Here is a 19,080-nt window from a genome sequence, read left to right as displayed (position 1 = left end):
AGCGCCGCCGCGTCGCCGCCGGGGGTGAGCAGGCCGGTCTCGCCGTGGACGACGATCGCCGGCACGCCGCCGACCCGGCCGGCGACGATCGGCCGGCCCGCCGCCGCCGCCTCGAGCAGCGCCATGCCCCAGGCCTCGTTGAGCGCCGGCCAGACCAGCAGGTCGGTCGCGGCGAGACAGGCGGGAACCCGCTCGGGCGGCAGGGCGCCGAGCCAGGCCACGCGGGGCTCAAGCGGCGCAAGCGCGGCCATGACCTCGTCCCGGGCCTCGCCGTCGCCCACGACCAGGAGCTGCCACGGCCGGTCGGTGAGCCGGGCGAGGGCACTGCCCAGCAGGCGATATGACGCAAGCTTGTCGCCGGGCCGCATCATGGCGACGGTAACGAGCCAGGGCAGGGCGGGATCGAGGCCCCGGGCGGCGGCGAGCGCCCGGCGCGCCTCGTCGCGCGCGGCGCGGGCCGCGTCGAATGGCGCCAGATCGAGGAACGGCGGCAGGGCGTGGTAGCGCCCCGGGTCGGCCAGCAGCGGCAGGACGCCGGCGGCGTCGGCCGGGTTGAGCCCGATCACGGCGTCGGCCCGGCCGAGCGCCGCCTGGACTGCGGCATGGCCGGCGGTCCAGGGCCCCACCGCCTGTTTGCCGGCGAAGGACGCCTCGGCCACGACATAGGGGATGCGGAGCCGGTCGGCGACGGCCGGCCCGATCAGGTCCGGCGCCTTGTGATAGAGGTGATAGGTGAACCAGAGTTCCGGTGGAGCCGCGCTCTCCCGCCGCAGGATGCGGTCTGGCTGACGGCAGGCGATAGCGGCGAGCCGTGCCTGGCGGACGGGATCGCCCCGGCCGTCGCGGCTGCGCAGCCGGCTCATGACGCGGACCTCGTGGCCGGCAAGGCCGAGCGCCCGGATCAGCGATTGCGCCACCAGCCGGTCGCCCGATGGCACCGGATGGTCGGGCGGCTTCAGCGGCGCGTAGAAGCCGATGCGCATGCCGCCTCGTTCGCGACCGATCCATCCAGTTGCGATCCGCCTAGGTGCGATCCGCCCAGGTGCGATCCGCCAAGCCGGGCGGCCAGTTCGTCGATCGTCGTCTTAAAGCCGAAGCGCTCGCGCACCCGGGCATGGCCGGCGGCGGCGAGCCGCTCGCGCAGCGCGGGATGGCGGATCAGCCGGTCGAGTGCCGCCGCCAAGGCCGCCGGATCGCCGGGGGGCACCAGCAGCCCGGTCCGTTCCGTCTCGATCAGCTCCGGGATCGCCGCGACCTCCGTCGCGAGGCAAGCGAGCCGCTGGCTCTGCGCCTCCATGAGCACGTTGGGCAGGCCGTCGCGGTCGCCATCGGCGGCGATGCGGCTCGCCAGCACGAACAAGTCGGCCGAGCGATAGGCGGCGAGCACCGTCTCCTGGGCGGCGGCACCCCGCCATTCGATCCGGTCGGCGAGGCCGAGGGCCGTGGCCTCCGCCTTGAGCGCAGCCGCGTCCTTGCCGCCGCCGATATGGGTGAAGCGCCAATGCAGCTCGGCCGGCAGCCGCGCCAGGGCCGCGAGCAGGTCCGGATAGCCCTTCTTCGCGACGGCGCGGCCGACCGAGAGCAGCCGTACCGGCCGGTCGGGATCGCCGCCGTTGCGCGCGTCGCCCGCGCCTGCGCCATCCGGCGCCGCCGGCAGCCGTCGGAAATCGAGCCCGTGGTAGCCGAGCAGCACCGGCTTGCCGGGCGGACTCAGTGCTGCCAAGTGATCGCGGCCGACCGCAGTGCAGGTCGTGGCCCAGGCACAATCGGCGAGCTTCTCGCGCTTCTCCCAGTCGGGCGTGGTCCAGATGTCCTTGGCGTGGGCCGAGACCGCCCATTGGCATCCGGCGAGCCGCGCCGCATAGCGCGCGACCGAGGCGGGCGTATGCAGGAAATGGGCGTAGAGCAGATCGGTGGCGTCCGGCAGCTCCGCGGCCAGCACCAGCGCCTGGCCCCAGCGGCGGACCCGGTTGCGCGTCAGGTCGCGGCGCAGGTCTTTCAGGAACAGCGCGAGCGTCGCCCGGTAGGCCGGCCGGCGGCGGACCCGGCGCCAGGCGCGCCAGACCCGGACCGGGGCCTCGTGCAGATATTCCGGCAGGTAGTTGACGCTCGCGGCGATCTCGCGATGGATCGGATGGACCTGGCTGTCGGTCGGCCGCCGGAGCGAGACGAGGTCGAGCGTGAGTCCGGCTTCCTCGAGTGCCCGGATCTCCTGGGCGATAAAGGTTTCGCTCAAGCGCGGATAGCCTTTGACGACGACGGCGATCCGTCTCATGCCGCCCATCTCATGCGGACGGGAGGCTCTGGCGACGCTGAGGCAGTTTCGAGCAGAGCTCGGTCGGGCGATCGATCAAGCCTGTGGTGAGCCGGTTGACCTCGTCGAGCCCGCCCAACAGGCCCTCGACATAGCGCGATGACGGCGCGGGCTGGTCCGGCAGGCGGCGCAGCGCCTCGATCATCGCCGCAGGCGCGCGGCGGCCGTCATCGGCCAGCATGCGCGTCAGCCCCAGTTCCTGCGACCGTTCCGCGCGCAGGAACTGTTCGAGCCGCGGCTCGGTGCGGGGCACGATCAGCGCCTTCTTGTCGAACGACAGGATCTCGCAGAACGTGTTGTAGCCACCCATGGCGACGATCCCGGCGGCGTCCTGCATCAGGTGTTCGAGCCGGGCGTCGAACGTGATGGCCTGCAGCCGCGGATGGGCGGCGACACGGGCCGAAAAGGCCGCCTGACGCTCGGCCGACATGAACGGACCGAACACGAGCAGCGCCGGCCAGGGCAGGTCGTCGGTCGCCTCATAGGCCGAGATGACCCAGTCGATCATGGTCTCGCCGTCGCCGCCGCCGCCGGGCGTCACCAAAAGATAGGGCTCGTCGAACGGCGATGCGATGCCGGTCGCGGCATGCGCCGGCGCGCTGCGCTTCAGGTATCCGGTGTAGCGCATCTTGTCGCGCACCGCGGCCGGCACGGCCAGGCCCTCGAGCGGGTCGCAGATCCCCGGCAGGCCATAGACCCAGATCTGCTCGTACAGGTCCTCGAGCGCCGGCATGACGTGCTTGCGCTGCCATTCCTCCGAGAGCTGGCCCGGCTCGTCCATGATGTCGCGCAGGCCCAAGACCGAGGGCACGCCGCGCGCGCGCATCAGCTCGAGCGTCGGCCGGACCTCGCCGCGCAGGCCGAGCGGCTCCTTGTCGACCAGGAACAGGTCGGGATCGAAAATTGCGGCGGTATGGCGCATGATGGAGGCGCGCATCTCCAGCGTCTCTTCGATCGCGAAGGGCAGGTTCAACGAGGTATAGGCGCCGTTCCTGAGCTTGATCACGCCGGGCACGCGGACGAAATCGACCCGCGTGCGGAAATCGAAGCTGCCGATGATCGGCGAACCCGATAGAATCAGCACCGAAAGACGCGGGTCGGCATCGACCAGCGCGTGCGCAATCGTCCGGCAGCGCCTCAGATGACCGAGGCCCATGCTGTCGTGGCTGTAGATCAGGACGCGCTTGTGTATGCCTGAAGGGAACATCTCGACCGTCGGAGGAACTTCGGCGGGCCACCGACCATCGCATAGCTCAGGCTGCCCGGATACCAGCATTTCATGACGGACCAGCCCGCCACGATCGAACAAATTTCCGAACCGCGCCCTGTGGAGGCCGCGGCGCCGCCTGTGATCGGACCCGTTCCCGGCGCCCAGCCCATGGAAAAATCCATCTATGGATTCATCCTCAGGTACAGCTACAGGGACCAGCTCGCCGTTTTGGCGCTGACGGCCCTGTCGTTGCCCTTCTACTATTTTTCGCTCGATCTGCCCAAGACCATCATCAACGCGATCAATGGCAAGGGGTTGCGCGAGCAAATCGGCAGCCTGCACTTCACCCAGACGAGCTATCTCGCCCTGCTGTGCGGCCTGTTCCTGGCGATGGTGATCGTCAACGGCGGCTTCAAGTACTGGATCAACGTACTGAAGGGTCGGCTCGGCGAACGCATGCTGCGCCGTCTCCGGTTCGAGCTCTATCACCGCATCCTCCGCTTTCCGCTGCTGCAGTTCCGGCGCACCTCGCCAGGCGAGCTCATCCCGATGATCACCTCCGAGGTCGAGCCGCTGGGCGGCTTCATCGGCGACGCCTTCGCCTTGCCGGCCCAGCAGGGCGGCACGCTCCTGACTGCGATTTTCTTCCTGTTCGTGCAGGACCCGGTGCTGGGCGCCGCGGCGGTGGCGCTCTACCCCATGCAGGGTTATGTGATCCCGAAGCTGCAACGCAAGGTCAACCAGCTGGGCAAGCAGCGGGTGCGCACGATCCGCACGCTCGCCGACCGGGTCGGCGAATCGGTCGGCGGCATCCAGGAAATCCATGCCAACGACTCGGCACGCCTGCAGCTTGCCGACTTCGCCGAGCGGCTCGGCCGGATCTACGGCATCCGGTTCGAGATCTATCAGCGGAAGTTCTTCGTCAAATTCCTCAACAACATGATCAACCAGCTGACGCCGTTTTTCTTCTATTCGATCGGCGGCTACCTGGTGATCCGCGGCCAGCTCTCCTTCGGCTCGCTCGTCGCCGTGCTCTCGGCCTACAAGGACCTGGCGGCACCCTGGAAGGAACTGCTCGATTTCTACCAAACCAAGGAAGACAGCCGGATCAAGTACGAGCAGGTCGTCGAGCAGTTCCAGCCGCCGGGCCTGATCGATCGCACGCTGCAGATGGCCGAGCCCGACGTGATCCCGCACCTCGCCGGCGAGATCGCGACGAGCGGCCTCGGCTATAGCGAGGATGACCGGGCCCATATCCTCGACGGCGTCGACCTGACGCTGCCGCCCGGCCGGCAAATCGCGATCGTCGGCAACGGCACTTCCGGCAAGAGCGAGCTTGCCATGCTGCTCGCGCGTCTCCTGGTGCCGACGACCGGCCGTATCCTGATCGGCGGCCTGGACGTGAACCAGTTGCCCTATGCGGTCACCGGCCGGCGCATCGCCTATATCGGTGCCAACGCCGGCCTGTTCGCCGCCAGCATCCGCGACAATCTGCTGTTCGGCCTGAAGCACCGGCCGGTGAGACCGCCCGAGCGCGATTCTGCGGACGACAAGCGCCGGCAGAAGGCGCTCGGCGAGGCGCGCCGCGCCGGCAATCTCGATTTCGACATCGAGGCCGACTGGGTCGACTATGCGGAGGCCGGGTGCGCCGATGTGCCGGCCATGACCCGGCGATTGCTCGAAGTGGTGGGCTATGTCGATCTCGAGGACGACATCTACCGCCTGGGCCTGCGCGGCCGGCTCGACGACAAGGCGCGGCCCGATGCCGCCGCCGGATTCGTGGGCGCGCGCGAGGCGCTCGCCCGGCAGCTGGTCGAGGCCGGCATGGAGCGGCTGGTCGAGCGCTTCGACATCGACCGCTACAACACCAACATGTCGTTCGGCGACAACCTGTTGTTCGGCACGCCGGTCGACGACACGTTCGCGCCCGCGCGGCTCGCGAGCAATTTCCACGTCCGGCAGGTGCTGGACAAGGTCGGGCTGACGCAGGACCTGATCTCGACCGGCGCCAAGATCGCCGAGACCATGCTCGAACTGTTCGCGGACCTGGCACCCGGGCACGAGTTCTTCGACCAGTTCAGCTTCATCGCCTACGACGAGCTGCCGGACTACCGGGCGATCCTCAACCGGGTGAACCAGGTCGGGATCGGACGGCTGAAGCCGGCGGACCGCGACCGGCTGATCGCGCTGTCGTTCCGCCTGGTCGAGACCCGCCATCGCCTGGGTCTGATCGACGAGGGGCTGCGCCGCCGGGTCGTCGAGGCGCGCCTGGTGTTCCGCGCCGATCTGCCGGAGCATCAACGTTCGCTGATCGAGTTCTTCGATCCCGACCGCTACAACGCGTCGGCCAGCATTCTCGAGAACGTGCTGTTCGGCACGGTCGCGTTCGACGCGGCGCAAGGGGTGGCGCGCGTGCAGGCGCTGGTGACGCAGGTGCTCGAGCAGACGGGGCTCTGCACGGTCGTGAGCGAGGTCGGCCTCGACTATCAGGTCGGCAGTGCCGGCTCGCGCCTGACCGCGCCGCAGCGGCAGAAGCTGGCGATCGCCCGGGCGTTGATCAAGCGACCCGACATCTTGATCCTGAACGAGGCGGGCGCCGTGCTCGATCCGGTGAGCCAGCAGCAAATCCTGGCGATGCTGCAGGAGCAATGCAAAGATACGGCATTGATCGCCGTGCTGCAGCGCGCCCGCTTCGCCCGACAGTTCGACCATGTTGTCGTGATGGGTGGCGGTCAGGTGACCGGGCAGGGCAGCTTCGCCGAGCTCGATCATCCGGAGTCGCCGTTGATGCAGCTGATTGAGGCAGAGACATGAGTCTGCTCGAAGAAGTCGAGATGTTGCGCCGGGTGCCGCTCTTTGCCGAAATCGAGCCGGCGAAGCTCAAGCTCATTGCGTTCACGGCAGAGCGGGTGACGTTCGACCCCGACCAATACGTGTTCCACCAGGGCGACATGGGCGATGCCGCCTACATCATCATGGAGGGCGACGCCGAGGTGCTGATCGACGGTCCGGGCGGCCCGCGGGCGGTCGCCAACGTCGGCCGCAACGAATTCGTCGGCGAAATCGCGATCCTGTGCGACGTGCCGCGCACGGCCTCGATCCGGGCGCGCTCGCGCGTCGTGACGCTCCGCATCTCCAAGGACCTGTTCTTCCGCCTGCTGACCGAGTTCCCCAAGATGTCGCTCACCATCATGCGCGTGATCGCGCAGCGGCTGGAGAACACTACGGCCCAGCTGCGCCGCGTGCTAGCCGAGGTCGACCCCGCCCATATGGCCAAGGGCTGAGCGCGTGAAGCGGATTGCCCTGGCGCCAGGGCTCGCATTCCTCGGGCTCGCGTTCCTGGGCTTCGCATCCTGGCCGGCCTCCGCCCAGGATCCGATCGTCACCGATCCCAAGGTGCTGGCGGCGATTCAGGGGCTGGAACAGACGCTCGCCGGCGAAGTGACGAAGCGTGGCTTTCCCGGCATGGCGGTCGCCGTCATCCACGATCAGACACCGCTCTGGGTCCATTCCTACGGCCTGGCTGATGTCGCCACGGGCACGCCAGTCACCGAGAACACGCCGTTCCGCGTCGCCTCCATCTCGAAGCTCTTCACCGCCGTCGCGATCATGCAGCTGCGCGACGCCGGTCTGCTCGACCTCGACGACCCGGTGCAGAAGCATCTGGCAACCTTCCGGCTCGCCGGCGATCCGCACCCGACCATCACGATCCGCGAGCTTTTGCTGCATCTGGGCGGGCTGCCGCGCGAGCCGCTCAGCGCCTCGTGGCAGGAGCGGGTGATGCCGACGCGCGACCAGCTGATGGCCGACCTCGACCGGCAGGAGGCGGCGATCCCGCCAGAGACGCTGTGGAAATACTCCAACCTCGGCTATGCCATCCTGGGTCAGCTGGTGAAGGCGGTCTCGGACGAGCGGTTCGAGGATTACGTGATCCGCCACATCGCCCAGCCGCTCGGCATGACGCATACGCTCGTCAACCCGCCGCCGGACAGCGAGAAGGGCATCGCCGTCGGCTACGGCTATCGCCAGGCCGACGGCACCAGGGCGCCGCGGCCCTACATGCACATGGGCGGCATGTACGGCGCCGCCGGCGTGATCTCGACGGCGGCCGACTTGGCCCGCCTCGCCGCGCTGTTCCTGTCGGATGCGGACTCCGACGTGCTGTCGGCGGCGAGCCGGCGCGAGATGCTGCGGGTGCAGGCGGTCTGGCCCGACTGGTCGGGCGGCCAGGGCCTGGGCTTCCAGACCCGGCGGGTCGGCAGCCAGAGCCGCATCGGCCACGCCGGCCGCGGCGCCGGCTATGCCGGGCGGCTCGACATCGATCCGGCGACGAAGCTCGGCGTCGTGGTGCTGATCAATGCCGACGAGAACGGCCCGACCCGCTTCGTCGACGAGGCATTCTCGGCACTGACCGGCCCGGTCACGGCCGCGGAGGCGCTCGGCCGCGCGCCGCAGGTCGCCGATCCCGCCTGGTCGAAATACGTCGGCCGCTACACGAATGAGGGCCGCGATTCCGAGATCGTGCTCGTCGACGGCCGGCTCGCCTGGCAGGACGCCGGCGCCGGCGACCCGGCCAAGACGCGCATCCTGCTGGAGCCGGCCGGTGGCAATGAGTTCAAATTCACCGCCGGCGCGCTCGTCGGCGAGAAACTGACGTTCGACCTGGACGGGGCCGGCAAGGTCGTCTCGATGCATGCGGCGGGGAACACGGATTTGCGGCGGTAGTGGACGAAATGTTCCTATTTTGTTCCAATTTTTGCTTGCCGTTCCAGAAGATCTGACCGACACTCGCTAGCCTCGAGAGAGGCGGGCCTACGCTCATAGGGTGCCCGATCTTCGATCGTACTCAGCGAAGCTGCCGGGCATCGTTGCCTCGGCGGCTTTCGCTTTTCGACCTTGGCGGCGATCCGCTCGCAGGCGCTGAGCAGCCAGTTGAGCGGGCGGGTCAACAGCGGTGCCCTTAGCCGAGAGGTGGGATGAGCGGTACGAGTTTGGCTTAAAGCAATGAAAAGCTTCGGAGTCCTGAAATGACCGAGCGGAGCCTCTCAAAACTTAGTGACAACGAGCTAATAGAATTATTTGCAGCCAGTGCGAGATCGCATGGCAATGCCGTTATCAATGGCGATCTCCCCGTCGCGAAAAAAAGCTACTGGAAGCTTAAGGCCGCTCACGACGAGCTAAGCGCGCGCGGCGATCAGTCGCGAATTAACCTAAATCGGTTATTTGATCACTCGGAACTCACTGTTCGCTACTATGCCGCGACTTGGTTGCTGGCACTTGAACCGGCTCGTGCTCGAGTCATCATTGAAGATGTGAGTTCGGGCGGCCCAAGTGCGCTCGCTGGAGATGCCAGAATGACTTTGCGTATGCTCGATGACGGCAGCTTCAAGCCGAGTTAGCGGCTGTGCCAGGGAGAAGGTTAATGGCGCGCCAGCACCTCAGCAAATTGAGCGACGATGAGTTGGTAGATTCTTTTGAATCGTGGGCACTGACCCATGGCAAGGCTGTCGTGGATGGCGATGCCCCTGCTGCGAACAGAACCTACAAGAAGCTAGACGCAGTAAATAAGGAGTTTAAAACACGAGGACTTGAAGCGCGGAAACAGTTGTTTAAGCTCCTCGATCACCCAGAGTTCTCTGTTCGTTACTATACGGCGAAGTCAATATTTGCTCTTGATCCCGTTCGTGCTCGGGCCGTCATTGAGGAGGTGCGGTTACGGGCACCTGATTCGCTGAAGCTTGCCGCCGGAATGACGCTGCACGCTCTCGACGACGGCATCTTCAAGCCAACTTAGCGGCTCTGGCGGCAGGCGGCGTCTCCAGCAATAGGTAATACAAATCGATGCAATCGCATCAATCGATTTCCCCTGTTGCCGGCCGGGCGGCATAGTCCTCGCGTACCACAGCGATGAGGGAGTTTTGCCATGCTTTATGGTCTGCTCGTCGGGCTCGGACGGCCGCGGCCCGATTTCCCGACGCCTACTGCCCGCGACCCGAAGCCGCGCCGGCCGAAGCCGAGCGGTAAGCCCGGCTACTGGGGCTGAGGCGGCCTCAGGAGAGGTCGGCCTCGCGCACCAGCGCCGGCAGCACGCGCATGTCGTCGAAGGTCGCGACGGCGCCGGCCTCGATCAGCCGCGGGCCGTGGGTCTTGGGGTCCCAGGCGGTCTGGGTGAAGCCCAGCACGCGCATGCCGGCGGCGGTAGCACCGGTGACGCCCGGCACGCTGTCCTCGATGACGAGGCAGCGCTCGGGCGCGACGCCCATCTTGCGGGCGGCATGCAGGAACAGGTCGGGCGCCGGCTTGCCGCGTGTCACCTCGACGGCGCTGAACACGTTCGGTGCGAAGACGGACCAGAGCCCGACCTGGCCGAGGTAGCGTTCGAGCCACGCCGGGTTCGACGAGGAGGCGACGCATTTCGCTTGGCGGATCCGGGCGATCGCGTCTGCAACGCCGGCCACGGCCAGGTTCGGCCCGGCCGCGACGCAGGCGGCGCGGATTGCCGCGTCGACCGTCTCATGGAAACCCTTGGGCAGGGTGATGCCGTGCTCCGCCTCGAGCGCCCGGTACATGTCCTTGAACGAGATGCCGGTGAAGCGCCGCGCGACCTCCTCCTCGCTGATCGCGATGCCGGCCGCCGTGAGCAGTGCCGCATCGGCGGTCCAGCAATGGCGCTCGGTATCGATCAGCACGCCGTCGCAGTCGAAAATGACGAGATCGATCATCCGAACGTCACCATGACCGGCGCATGGTCGGACGGCTGGTCCCAGCCGCGTGCCGGCCGCAGGATCTCGGCCTTCGCGAGCGAGCCCGCCAAGTCGGGCGTGACCCAAATATGGTCGAGCCGGCGGCCCTTGTCGGCCGCGTCCCAGTCCTTCGCCCGATAGCTCCACCAGGAATAAAGCTTCTCGTCCGCCGGCACGAAATGGCGGACCGAATCGACGAAGCCGCCGGCGCGCTGCAACTTGTCCAGCTTCTCGACCTCGATCGGCGTGTGGCTGACCACGTCCAGGAGCGCCTTGTGCGACCAGACGTCATGCTCGAGCGGCGCGATGTTGAGGTCGCCGACCAGGATGGTGTTGCGCCGGTCGGCCTCTTCGCCGAGCCAGTCCGTCACCTCGTCCAGGAACTGCAGCTTGTGGGCGAACTTCTCGTTCTGCACCGGGTCCGGGATGTCGCCGCCGGCCGGAATGTAGAAATTATGCAGCTCGATGCCGTTCGCGAGCCGCGCCCAGATGTGCCGGCAATCCTCCTTGCCGCACCAGCCGCGCGCGCCCGCGGCGTCGCCGGTCGCGACGAACGGCAGGCGCGAGACGATGGCGACGCCGTTGTAGCTCTTCTGGCCGTGGATCATCTGGTGCGTGTAGCCGGCCGCCTTGAGCGCTGCCGCCGGGAACGTGTCGTCGACCGTCTTGGTCTCCTGCAGGCACAGCACGTCCGCATCGGATTCGGCCAGGAACCGCTCGACATTGCCGAGGCGCAGGCGGACCGAATTGATGTTCCAGGTGGCAATCTTCATTTGGCTCGACTTCCGTTCGCTTCCCTTGCCTGGTTCCTACGCATTGGCGGGTTGATTTGCAAACCCGTTCCCGTGCGCGGCACCGTCGCCTAATCTGCCGCTCCCCCGGCATCGAGAGGCAGGCGATGATCGTCAGGTCGGCGACCGTCCACGACAAGGACGCGATTGTGAAGCTGCTGTTCCAACTGGACTATCCGGTGACCGAGGATCTGGTCGCCCAGCAGATCGGCCGCCTGCTCGCCCATCCGGATGCCCTGTTGCTGGTCGCCGAGGACGGGACCCAAGTCCAGGGCTTCATTTCGCTGCATTTCATCCCGCAATTGCCGCTCGAGGGCGACTTCTGCCGCATCAGCTATTTCTGCGTCGGTGACGGCGCGCGGAGCGGCGGCGTCGGCCGGCGGCTCGAAGCCGCGGCGGTCGAGGCGGCGACGGCACGCAACTGCGACCGGATCGAGGTGCATTGCCACATCCGCCGGACCCGTGCGCACGAATTCTATGCCCGCCAGGGCTTCGAGGAATCGCCGAAATATCTGATGAAGCGGCTCCGGCCCGCATCGCCCTAACGGCAACGCGGGCCGCTCGCCTCAGCCGATGGTGATCGCGAGATCGGAGAGGCCGTCGACATGGCCCAGGAGCTTGTCGCCGTGGGTCACGGCCGCGACCCCCTCGGGTGTGCCGGAATAGATGAGATCGCCAGGATGGAGCTCCATCAGGGCCGAGAGATACGAAATGCTCTCGGCGACCGACCAGATGAGGTCGGCGATGTCGCCCTGCTGGCGGATCTCGCCATTGACCTTGAGCCAGATGGCGCCCTTGGCGAGATGGCCGACGTCGGCCGCCTTGTGGATCGGCGCGATCGGCGCCGACTGGTCGAAGCCCTTGCCCATCTCCCACGGCCGGCCGGTCTTCTTGGCCTCGTTCTGCAGGTCACGCCGGGTCATGTCGAGCCCGACGGCGTAGCCATAGACATGGTCCAGCGCTTCGGCGACCGGGATGTCCTTGCCCTGTTTGCCGATGGCGACGACGAGCTCGATCTCGTGATGCAGGTCCTTGGTCTGCGGCGGATAGGCCATGGTCGAGCCGGTGGCCAAGATCGCGTCGGCCGGCTTCATGAAGAAGAACGGCGGCTCCCGGTCCGGGTTGCTGCCCATCTCGCGGGCATGGGCGGCGTAGTTGCGGCCGACGCAATAGATCCGGCGCACGGGGAAGGGATCGCCACCGACCACGGGAACCGTGACGAGGGCGGGGGCGGGAACGGCATAAGCCATGAAGGACCTCTGGCGAAGAAACGGCGGCGGATGGGTGGCGGCGACGGGCCCGCATGAAAGCATGGGGATGAGACGGCTTCAACGCTGCCGCGAGCCTGGTTCCTGCGACAGAGGGCCCGAAAAAGGGTGACGCCCGGTCAGGGGGGATGACCGGGCGTCGGGGGGTGAAGTGCCGTTGGGGGAGCCCGATGTGGCAGGGGAACCAGTCGGGATCAGGACGTCGAGGTCCTCGATCACTTCAAAAAAATAATTGGGGTGTCGCAGCGCCGCAACAACTGCACTTGTTGCATGCCGGACGGCCGGGTCCTGCATGAAACTGATTGGCTGCTCCGGTGTTAGCTAGAGTCGGGTTGCGTGAAATGCCGGCTTACGCCGCCCGACCGATCCCCGCGCGCAAGGCCGCCCGACGGGCGCAGGCCGCGCCGAACGCCTCGAACAGCTTGATCGAAAACGGGTTTTCCAGCACCCGCCATTCCGGGTGCCATTGCACGCCGACGACGAAATCAGCGCCGTCGAGCCGGACGGCTTCGATCTGACCATCCGGTGCCAGTGCCTCGGTGACCAATCCGGGCGCGGGCCGGTCGATGCCCTGGCCATGCAGCGAATTCACCTCGAGCCGCTCGGCGCCGCCGGCCCACTCTTGGAACAGGCCGCCCGGGACGAGGGCTACCGGATGCACGAGCCGGTATTTGTGGTCGGGCGTGCCGGTCTTGTCCGACCGGTGATCCATGCGGCCGTCGACCTCGTGGACCTCCTGATGCAGACTGCCGCCCAGCGCCACGTTCAACTCCTGGTGGCCGCGGCAGATGCCGAGCACTGGCAGCTTGGCCGCAATCGCCGCGCGGATGAGCGGCAGCGTGGTCGCGTCCCGCTCCGGGTCGGTGAGATTGTTGGCCGGCGGTTCCGGCCCGTCATAGTGGTGCGGCTCGACGTTGGATGGGCTGCCGGTCAGGAGCAGCCCGTCGAAGCGCTGGACCAGATCGGCCGGATCCAGCCGGTCGCCCAGCGCCGGGATCAGCACCGGCAGGCAGCCCGCGGCCTCGAGTGGCGCCAGGATGTATTTCTCGCCGACCATGTGGATGGCGTGCTCGTCCAGCACGCGGCGGCAGCAGGGAATGGCGATCAGGGGCATGGGCTTGGGCATCGGCGGCGATCCGGCGTGAGCTCGAGGCGAGGGGCGGCGGTCAGCCGCGCTCCTTCGTGTTGGTCGGCAGGTAGAACATTTCGGGCTTGAACTGTACCCCCTGCTGCGGGTCGATCAAGGCGACGGTGGTCGAGCGCTGCTGCGGATCGAGCACGATCCATTGCTTCAGCACCAGCGGGTCGTCCTGGAACACGAGCGTGATGGCGCCGTTGCCAGGGTCCTTGGTCTGGACGCAGGTGACGCGCAGGCTCTTCGGCCCGCGCTCGAACCGGGTGACGGTCACGTCGCCCGACAGTTTGATCGCCTCGCGCAGCAGGAACCAGACCGGCGTCGATTCGACCGGATAGAACTGCACGTTCTTGAGCTCGAGATCGTCGATCGCGACGTAATTGCCGTCGGACACGATGAACATCTGCACCGGCGGCTGGTATTCGAACCGCATCTTGCCGGGGCGCGACATGTAAACCTCGCCCTCGGCGGTCGAGCCGTCCGGGTTCGTCTGCTGGAACAGCGCCTGCATGGTCTTGATATTGTCGAGATAGTTCTCGATCCGCTTCAGGTCGGCCTGGTCCTGGGCGGTCAAGGTTGCCGCGACCGGTGCTGCCGCGCGGGCGAGGCGGGGCCCCAGGGCGGCCGCGAGCGCCACGGCCGCGGCACCGCGCATCAGCGCGCGGCGGGAAAGGGGCCTCGGGGTGGGCATGATATCTGGCCGCTCCGATGTTCAGCGAGAAGGGGAAGGCACCCCTGATTTGGCGGGCCGATTATGTCGATGCAAGGGCGACGTTGCGCAGCCCCTGCCCTCAGCGGGCCGGGATCAGCGCGCCGGGATCAGCGTGGGGGCGGGGCCAGCACCTCGCGCTTGCCGACATGGTTCGCCTGGCTCACGACGCCTTCCTGCTCCATGCGCTCCATGATGCGGGCGGCGCGGTTGTAGCCGATCTGCAGATGGCGCTGGACGAAGCTGGTCGACGCTTTCTTCTCGCGCGTCACCAGCGCCACCGCCTGGTCGTAGAGGTCGTTCGAATCGCCGTCGCCGCCGCCACCGCTGCCGGACACGGCGCTCTCGCCCGCCTCGTCGCCGCCCTCGTCCTCGGTCACTTCCTCGATGTAGCTGGGCTGACCCTGGCTCTTCAGGAAGTTCACCACTGCCTCGACCTCGCCGTCGGAGCAGAAGGGCCCGTGGACGCGGGTGATGCGGCCGCCGCCGGCCATGTAGAGCATGTCGCCGCGGCCCAGGAGCTGCTCGGCGCCCGACTCGCCCAGGATGGTGCGGCTGTCGATCTTGGACGTGACCTGGAAGCTGATGCGGGTCGGGAAGTTCGCCTTGATCGTGCCGGTGATGACGTCGACCGACGGGCGTTGCGTTGCCATGATGATGTGGATGCCGGCGGCACGCGCCATCTGGGCCAGGCGCTGGATCGCCGCCTCGATGTCCTTGCCGGCGACCAGCATCAGGTCGGCCATCTCGTCGACCACGACGACGATGAACGGCAGCGGGTTCGAATCGAGCGCCTGGTCCTCGAACTGCGGCTCGCCGGTCTCGGGATCGAAGCCGGTCTGGATGCGGCGCGACAGCACCTCTCCGCGCGCGCGCGCCTCGGCGAGGCGCGCGTTGTAGCCCTCGATGTTGCGCACGCCGAGCTTCGACATGGCGCGGTAGCGGTTCTCCATTTCCCGCACCGTCCACTTGAGCGCCACCACCGCCTTCTTCGGATCGGTCACGACTGGCGCGAGCAGATGCGGGATGCCGTCGTAGATCGACAGTTCCAGCATCTTCGGATCGATCATGATGAACTTGCACTGGTCCGGCGGCATCCGATAGAGCACCGACAGGATCATCGTGTTGATGCCGACCGACTTGCCGGAGCCGGTCGTCCCGGCGATCAGCAGGTGGGGCATCTTGGCAAGGTCGGCCACGACCGGGGCACCACCGATGTCCTTGCCCAGCACCAGGCTGAGCTTGGCCGACGAACGCTCGTAGGCGTCGGACGCCATGAGCTCGCGCAGATAGACCGTCTCGGACTTGGCGTTCGGCAGTTCGATGCCGATCACGTTGCGGCCGGGGACGACCGCGACGCGCACCGACACGGCACTCATCGAGCGCGCGATGTCGTCGGCGAGGCCGATGACGCGCGAGGACTTGGTGCCGGGCGCCGGCTCCAGCTCGTAGAGCGTCACGACGGGGCCGGGGCGCACCTTCACGATCTCGCCCTTGACGCCGAAATCCTCGAGCACGTTCAGCAGCAAGAGCGCGTTCTGCTGCAGCGCCTCCTCGCTCGGGCCCGCAAGCCCGCGGGCGAGCGGCACTTCGGCCAGGAGATCGAGCGGCGGCAGGTCATATTGCGCCTGCGGCTCGAGGTCGAGGCTCTGCTGGCGCGATTGCTCGACGCGCTTGGCGGGAGCGGGGGCCGCCTGCTTCGGTGCCACCACGCCAGGGGCAAGCTCGCGCCGGGCGCCCATGACCGGCTCGCGCGGTGCCGGATGGTGGGTGCCGGGCTCGCCCATGGTCGGCTCGCGCCGTTCCATCGCCGGTGCCGCGTCGGCGGCCGGGCGGCGGATGCGGATCGCCGGCTCGCGGGGCGTGCGCTCGACACCGGGCTCCTCGCCAGGCTCTTCAGTTGTCCGTCGGCGCGACTCGGCGAGACTGCGGCCCCAGCGCCAGGTGGAGAGCCCGACCTTGCCGCCGGCCTTGGCGACCACCTGGCCGCCCAGGCGCGAGGCGACGGCCACCTTGCCGGCGCCGCGGCCGACCTCGCGCCATTCGCTGCGCGTCAGGCCCAGGACATAGATCAGGCCGAGTGCCACTAGGCCGCCGATCGCGGCGCCGACGGGGCCGGTCAAGGGACCGAGCGCGATGTTCGCCCAGAACAGCCGGCCGATGACGCCGCCCAGGTTGCCGGGCAAGATGCCAAGGCTCAAGGCGGCCGCCACCATCAGGCAGGGAAGCAGGGTAAGCCGCACCCAGAGCCGGCGAATCGGCAGCTGCAGGAGGAGCCGGAGCGACCAGACCGCGACGATGGTCGGCACCAGCACGCTCGCGAAGCCCACGCTCTGGATCAGCACGTCGGCCAGGATCGCGCCCGACTGGCCGCCGAAATTGGCCGGCACCTTGTCGATCGCCTGGTTCCACGACGGGTCGGTATGGTCGTATGTCGCGAGGATCAGGAACAGGATGATGGCGGCGACGAACAGCACGCCGCCCGCCAGCTCGTTGAGACGGCGGCGCAGGAATTCCTTCAGGCCCGGGTCGCGGGTCCTGTCGCGGGTCTTGTCGAGCGTGGCCGACAGGTTGGCCATGGCGATCTTCACCGGCGGGTCTCCCTCGCTTCCTCACGCATGCGGTTCATGGAGTAACGGTTCATGGCGCGCGCCGCTTCCTCACAATACCTGCGCCAGCCGTTCGAGCGCGTTCGTCAATGTCGCATCGTCATGCACCAGCGCCACGCGCAGGAAGCCGGCACCCGGATTCTCGCCGTTCGCGTCGGGCAGGCCGATGTAGCCGCCCGGTAGGGTCTTGATCGCGGCTTCTTGCCACAGGCGGCGCGCCGCCGCCTCGCCGTCGCCGACCTCGAGCCACAGGAAGAAGCCGCCGGCCGGCCGGTAGAAGCCGAATCGGCCGCCGAGGATGCGCTCGGCGATGTCGAACTTGGACCGGTAGAGCGCGCGGTTGGCCTCGACATGGGCCTCGTCGCGCCAGAGCGCCGCGGCGCCGGCCTGGATCGGCATCGGCACCTGCGACGCGCCGAAGCTGCGCAGGGTCTGGAACTTGGCGATGAGCTTCGGGTCGCCCGTGACGAAGCCGCAGCGGAGCCCCGCGGCGTTCGAGCGCTTCGACAGGCTGTGGAATATGAGCACATTGTCGAGGCTGCCGCCCAAGGCCCGGCAGGCCTCGAGCGCACCCGTTGGCGGCGCCTTGTCCCAGATCTCCGAGTAGCACTCGTCGACGATGAGCGTGAAATCGTACTCGCGCGCCAGCTGGATCGCCCGCTTCAGATAGTCGAGGCTGGCGACGGCACCCTGCGGATTGGCCGGGCTGCACAGGAAGGCGAGTGCCGTGCGCTCGAGCGTCTGAGGCGCCATCGCGTCGAAATCCGGCAGGAAGCCGGTCGCGCGCGTCGTCGGCATCGGCTGGATCTCGGCGCCGGCCATCGAAGCGGCGCCGCGGTAGACCAGGTAGAACGGGTTGGGCAGCAGCACGACCGGCTTCCGACCCGACTCGATCTGCGGCACGGCCAGCTGGGTCGCGAGATAGAGGCCTTCCTTGGTGCCGCACAGCACCAGGACGTGGCGCTGCGGCTCGACCATGCCGGGCTCGAGCCCATAGCGGCGCGCCAGCCAATCCGCGACCGACTGGCGGTAGTCGTCCGTGCCCATGACGGGCGGATAGCGGTTCCAGAGATCGCCGTGCGCCGCGATCACCTCGGCCAGGAACGGCGGCGGCGCGTGCTGCGGCTCGCCGACCGACAGCAGCACCGGCCGCTCGTTGGCGCGCGGCGTGATCGGCGCCAGGAGTGCGTTCAGACGCACGAACGGATTCTCGCCGAGCCGGTCAAGTCGCTCGTTGATCAACACTTATTCCCTCTCGAACGGGCGCCTTCCCTCACGAACGAGCGCCCCGGCCCGGGCCAGTCTTGCCGCATCGACAGCCAAGTCGAATCACGGCGTTAGCCCGGACTCTTCAAGGGGATTCTAGAATCAAAGCCCTATGGGTGGCGAGACGAAAATCGGCGCCCCTCCTTTCGAAGGGGCGCCGACCAGGGAACGCCAGGGGTCCGGGGACAGGACCCGAGGGGTGTTTCGTTGGGGCGTTTCGTTACTGGACCGTCTCGCCGTGGAGCGCGAGGTCGAGGCCGTCGCGCTCGATTTCCTCCTCGACGCGCAGGCCGACGACGAGGTCGAGGACCTTGAGGATGACGAAGCTCGCGACTGCGCAATAGATGACGGTGGCGGCGATGCCTTCGAGCTGGACCAGGATCTGGCCCGGGTTGCCGTCGATGAGCCCGCTCTTGCCGTCGCCGCCGATCGCGGCCTTGGCGAAGACGCCGGTCAGGACCGCGCCGATCATGCCGCCGATGCCATGCACGCCGAACGCATCCAGGCTGTCGTCATAGCCGAACAGCTTCTTCATGCTGGTGGCGCTGAAGTAGCAGCCGACGCCGGCGACGATGCCGATGACGAGTGCCCCGGTCGGGTCGACGAAGCCCGAGGCCGGCGTGATCGCGACCAGGCCCGCGACCGCACCCGAGACGATGCCCAGGACCGACGGCTTGCCGCGCAGGCCCCATTCCGCAAACATCCAGCCGAGCGCTGCGGCCGCGGTCGCGATCTGCGTCACCGCCATCGCCATGCCGGCGTTCGTGTTGGCGCCCGACGCCGAGCCGGCATTGAAGCCGAACCAGCCGACCCAGAGCAACGACGCGCCGATCACCGACAGCACCAGGTTATGCGGCGCGAAATGCTCGCTGCCGAGGCCGCGGCGCTTGCCCATGATCAGGCAGGCGACGAGGCCGGCGACGCCGGCATTGATGTGGACGACCGTGCCGCCGGCGAAGTCGAGGATGCCGGCGTCGTTCAGGAACCCGCCCGGGCCCCAGACCCAGTGCGCGATCGGCGCATAGACGAGCAGGC

The 19,080-nt window shown here is 67.8% G+C and carries 17 protein-coding genes; 6 read left to right on the top strand and 11 right to left on the bottom strand.

Annotated elements, in window-relative coordinates; genetic code table 11:
- From IEY58_RS33730 to IEY58_RS33720, 3 genes are all read right to left on the bottom strand, one after another.
- Window positions 1–983, bottom strand: a 983-nt coding sequence (locus IEY58_RS33730) for a glycosyltransferase family 4 protein (RefSeq protein ID WP_189052586.1), incomplete at its 3' end; no start/stop codon positions are given.
- Complete coding sequence (locus tag IEY58_RS33725) at window positions 956–2,275, bottom strand: glycosyltransferase family 4 protein (RefSeq protein ID WP_229744169.1); 1,320 nt, start codon at window positions 2,273–2,275, stop codon at window positions 956–958. The genes IEY58_RS33730 and IEY58_RS33725, both read right to left, overlap by 28 nt.
- 10 nt (window positions 2,276–2,285) lie before the next feature.
- Window positions 2,286–3,521, bottom strand: coding sequence for a glycosyltransferase family protein (locus IEY58_RS33720; RefSeq protein WP_189052584.1), 1,236 nt, complete (start codon window positions 3,519–3,521; stop codon window positions 2,286–2,288).
- A 171-nt stretch (window positions 3,522–3,692) separates the two neighbouring features.
- Here IEY58_RS33720 and IEY58_RS33715 point away from each other — a divergent pair, with 171 nt between their 5' ends.
- From IEY58_RS33715 to IEY58_RS33695, 5 genes are all read left to right on the top strand, one after another.
- Window positions 3,693–6,338 carry an ABC transporter ATP-binding protein gene (locus IEY58_RS33715; RefSeq protein WP_189052583.1) on the top strand — a complete coding sequence of 882 codons (2,646 nt, stop codon included), beginning with the start codon at window positions 3,693–3,695 and terminating at the stop codon, window positions 6,336–6,338.
- Window positions 6,335–6,808 carry a cyclic nucleotide-binding domain-containing protein gene (locus IEY58_RS33710; protein WP_189052582.1) on the top strand — a complete coding sequence of 158 codons (474 nt, stop codon included), beginning with the start codon at window positions 6,335–6,337 and terminating at the stop codon, window positions 6,806–6,808. Before IEY58_RS33715 ends, IEY58_RS33710 begins: the two co-directional genes overlap by 4 nt.
- Window positions 6,809–6,812: 4 nt before the next feature.
- Complete coding sequence (locus tag IEY58_RS33705; protein WP_189052581.1) at window positions 6,813–8,249, top strand: serine hydrolase; 1,437 nt, start codon at window positions 6,813–6,815, stop codon at window positions 8,247–8,249.
- 302 nt (window positions 8,250–8,551) lie between these two features.
- Window positions 8,552–8,923 (top strand): DUF2019 domain-containing protein, encoded by a 372-nt coding sequence (locus IEY58_RS33700; RefSeq protein WP_189052580.1) that lies wholly within the window; start codon window positions 8,552–8,554, stop codon window positions 8,921–8,923.
- A gap of 23 nt (window positions 8,924–8,946) precedes the next feature.
- Window positions 8,947–9,318 carry a DUF2019 domain-containing protein gene (locus IEY58_RS33695; protein ID WP_189052579.1) on the top strand — a complete coding sequence of 124 codons (372 nt, stop codon included), beginning with the start codon at window positions 8,947–8,949 and terminating at the stop codon, window positions 9,316–9,318.
- A gap of 256 nt (window positions 9,319–9,574) precedes the next feature.
- Here the strand turns inward: IEY58_RS33695 and IEY58_RS33690 are convergent, their stop codons facing one another.
- Together IEY58_RS33690 and xth are read right to left on the bottom strand one after the other, a co-directional pair.
- A complete protein-coding gene (locus IEY58_RS33690) occupies window positions 9,575–10,246 on the bottom strand; it encodes an HAD family hydrolase (protein ID WP_189052578.1) in 672 nt (223 codons plus the stop codon).
- Entirely contained in the window at window positions 10,243–11,040 is a 798-nt protein-coding gene (xth, locus tag IEY58_RS33685; protein ID WP_189052577.1) for an exodeoxyribonuclease III, read from the bottom strand. Before xth ends, IEY58_RS33690 begins: the two co-directional genes overlap by 4 nt.
- A 125-nt stretch (window positions 11,041–11,165) precedes the next feature.
- Between xth and IEY58_RS33680 the strand changes: the two genes are divergently transcribed.
- On the top strand, window positions 11,166–11,603 hold the full coding sequence (locus IEY58_RS33680) for a GNAT family N-acetyltransferase (RefSeq protein WP_189052576.1): 438 nt from the start codon (window positions 11,166–11,168) through the stop codon (window positions 11,601–11,603).
- 21 nt (window positions 11,604–11,624) lie between these two features.
- On the opposite strand, the gene IEY58_RS33675 is transcribed toward IEY58_RS33680, so the two are convergent.
- From IEY58_RS33675 to IEY58_RS33650, 6 genes are all read right to left on the bottom strand, one after another.
- Window positions 11,625–12,308: a fumarylacetoacetate hydrolase family protein gene (locus IEY58_RS33675; protein WP_189052575.1), complete on the bottom strand. Its 684-nt coding sequence runs from the start codon at window positions 12,306–12,308 to the stop codon at window positions 11,625–11,627.
- Window positions 12,309–12,675: 367 nt separating this feature from the next.
- A complete protein-coding gene (locus tag IEY58_RS33670; RefSeq protein ID WP_189052574.1) occupies window positions 12,676–13,452 on the bottom strand; it encodes a gamma-glutamyl-gamma-aminobutyrate hydrolase family protein in 777 nt (258 codons plus the stop codon).
- A gap of 40 nt (window positions 13,453–13,492) precedes the next feature.
- Window positions 13,493–14,152 (bottom strand): LolA family protein, encoded by a 660-nt coding sequence (locus IEY58_RS33665; protein ID WP_189052573.1) that lies wholly within the window; start codon window positions 14,150–14,152, stop codon window positions 13,493–13,495.
- Window positions 14,153–14,280: 128 nt separating this feature from the next.
- Window positions 14,281–16,749, bottom strand: coding sequence for a DNA translocase FtsK (locus tag IEY58_RS33660; protein WP_189052587.1), 2,469 nt, complete (start codon window positions 16,747–16,749; stop codon window positions 14,281–14,283).
- An 81-nt stretch (window positions 16,750–16,830) separates the two neighbouring features.
- A complete protein-coding gene (locus IEY58_RS33655; protein ID WP_308422471.1) occupies window positions 16,831–18,024 on the bottom strand; it encodes an aminotransferase class I/II-fold pyridoxal phosphate-dependent enzyme in 1,194 nt (397 codons plus the stop codon).
- A gap of 241 nt (window positions 18,025–18,265) precedes the next feature.
- On the bottom strand, window positions 18,266–19,080 hold an 815-nt coding region (locus IEY58_RS33650), incomplete at its 5' end, for an ammonium transporter (protein WP_229744167.1).

The sequence above is a fragment of the Aliidongia dinghuensis genome, assembly GCF_014643535.1.
GTDB lineage: Bacteria > Pseudomonadota > Alphaproteobacteria > ATCC43930 > CGMCC-115725 > Aliidongia > Aliidongia dinghuensis.
The sequence above is the reverse complement of the archived record's forward strand: the minus strand, read 5'-3'. Positions and strand labels throughout refer to the sequence as shown.

What these genes read in the sequence shown, in the direction of transcription:
- IEY58_RS33725 (WP_229744169.1), bottom strand. Translation starts at nt 2,275, where the DNA reads ATGAGACGGATCGCCGTCGTCGTCAAAGGCTATCCGCGCTTGAGCGAA.
- IEY58_RS33720 (WP_189052584.1), bottom strand. Translation starts at nt 3,521, where the DNA reads ATGTTCCCTTCAGGCATACACAAGCGCGTCCTGATCTACAGCCACGAC.
- IEY58_RS33715 (WP_189052583.1), top strand. Translation starts at nt 3,693, where the DNA reads ATGGAAAAATCCATCTATGGATTCATCCTCAGGTACAGCTACAGGGAC.
- IEY58_RS33710 (WP_189052582.1), top strand. Translation starts at nt 6,335, where the DNA reads ATGAGTCTGCTCGAAGAAGTCGAGATGTTGCGCCGGGTGCCGCTCTTT.
- IEY58_RS33700 (WP_189052580.1), top strand. Translation starts at nt 8,552, where the DNA reads ATGACCGAGCGGAGCCTCTCAAAACTTAGTGACAACGAGCTAATAGAA.
- IEY58_RS33695 (WP_189052579.1), top strand. Translation starts at nt 8,947, where the DNA reads ATGGCGCGCCAGCACCTCAGCAAATTGAGCGACGATGAGTTGGTAGAT.
- IEY58_RS33690 (WP_189052578.1), bottom strand. Translation starts at nt 10,246, where the DNA reads ATGATCGATCTCGTCATTTTCGACTGCGACGGCGTGCTGATCGATACC.
- xth (WP_189052577.1), bottom strand. Translation starts at nt 11,040, where the DNA reads ATGAAGATTGCCACCTGGAACATCAATTCGGTCCGCCTGCGCCTCGGC.
- IEY58_RS33680 (WP_189052576.1), top strand. Translation starts at nt 11,166, where the DNA reads ATGATCGTCAGGTCGGCGACCGTCCACGACAAGGACGCGATTGTGAAG.
- IEY58_RS33675 (WP_189052575.1), bottom strand. Translation starts at nt 12,308, where the DNA reads ATGGCTTATGCCGTTCCCGCCCCCGCCCTCGTCACGGTTCCCGTGGTC.
- IEY58_RS33670 (WP_189052574.1), bottom strand. Translation starts at nt 13,452, where the DNA reads ATGCCCAAGCCCATGCCCCTGATCGCCATTCCCTGCTGCCGCCGCGTG.
- IEY58_RS33665 (WP_189052573.1), bottom strand. Translation starts at nt 14,152, where the DNA reads ATGCCCACCCCGAGGCCCCTTTCCCGCCGCGCGCTGATGCGCGGTGCC.
- IEY58_RS33660 (WP_189052587.1), bottom strand. Translation starts at nt 16,749, where the DNA reads ATGGCCAACCTGTCGGCCACGCTCGACAAGACCCGCGACAGGACCCGC.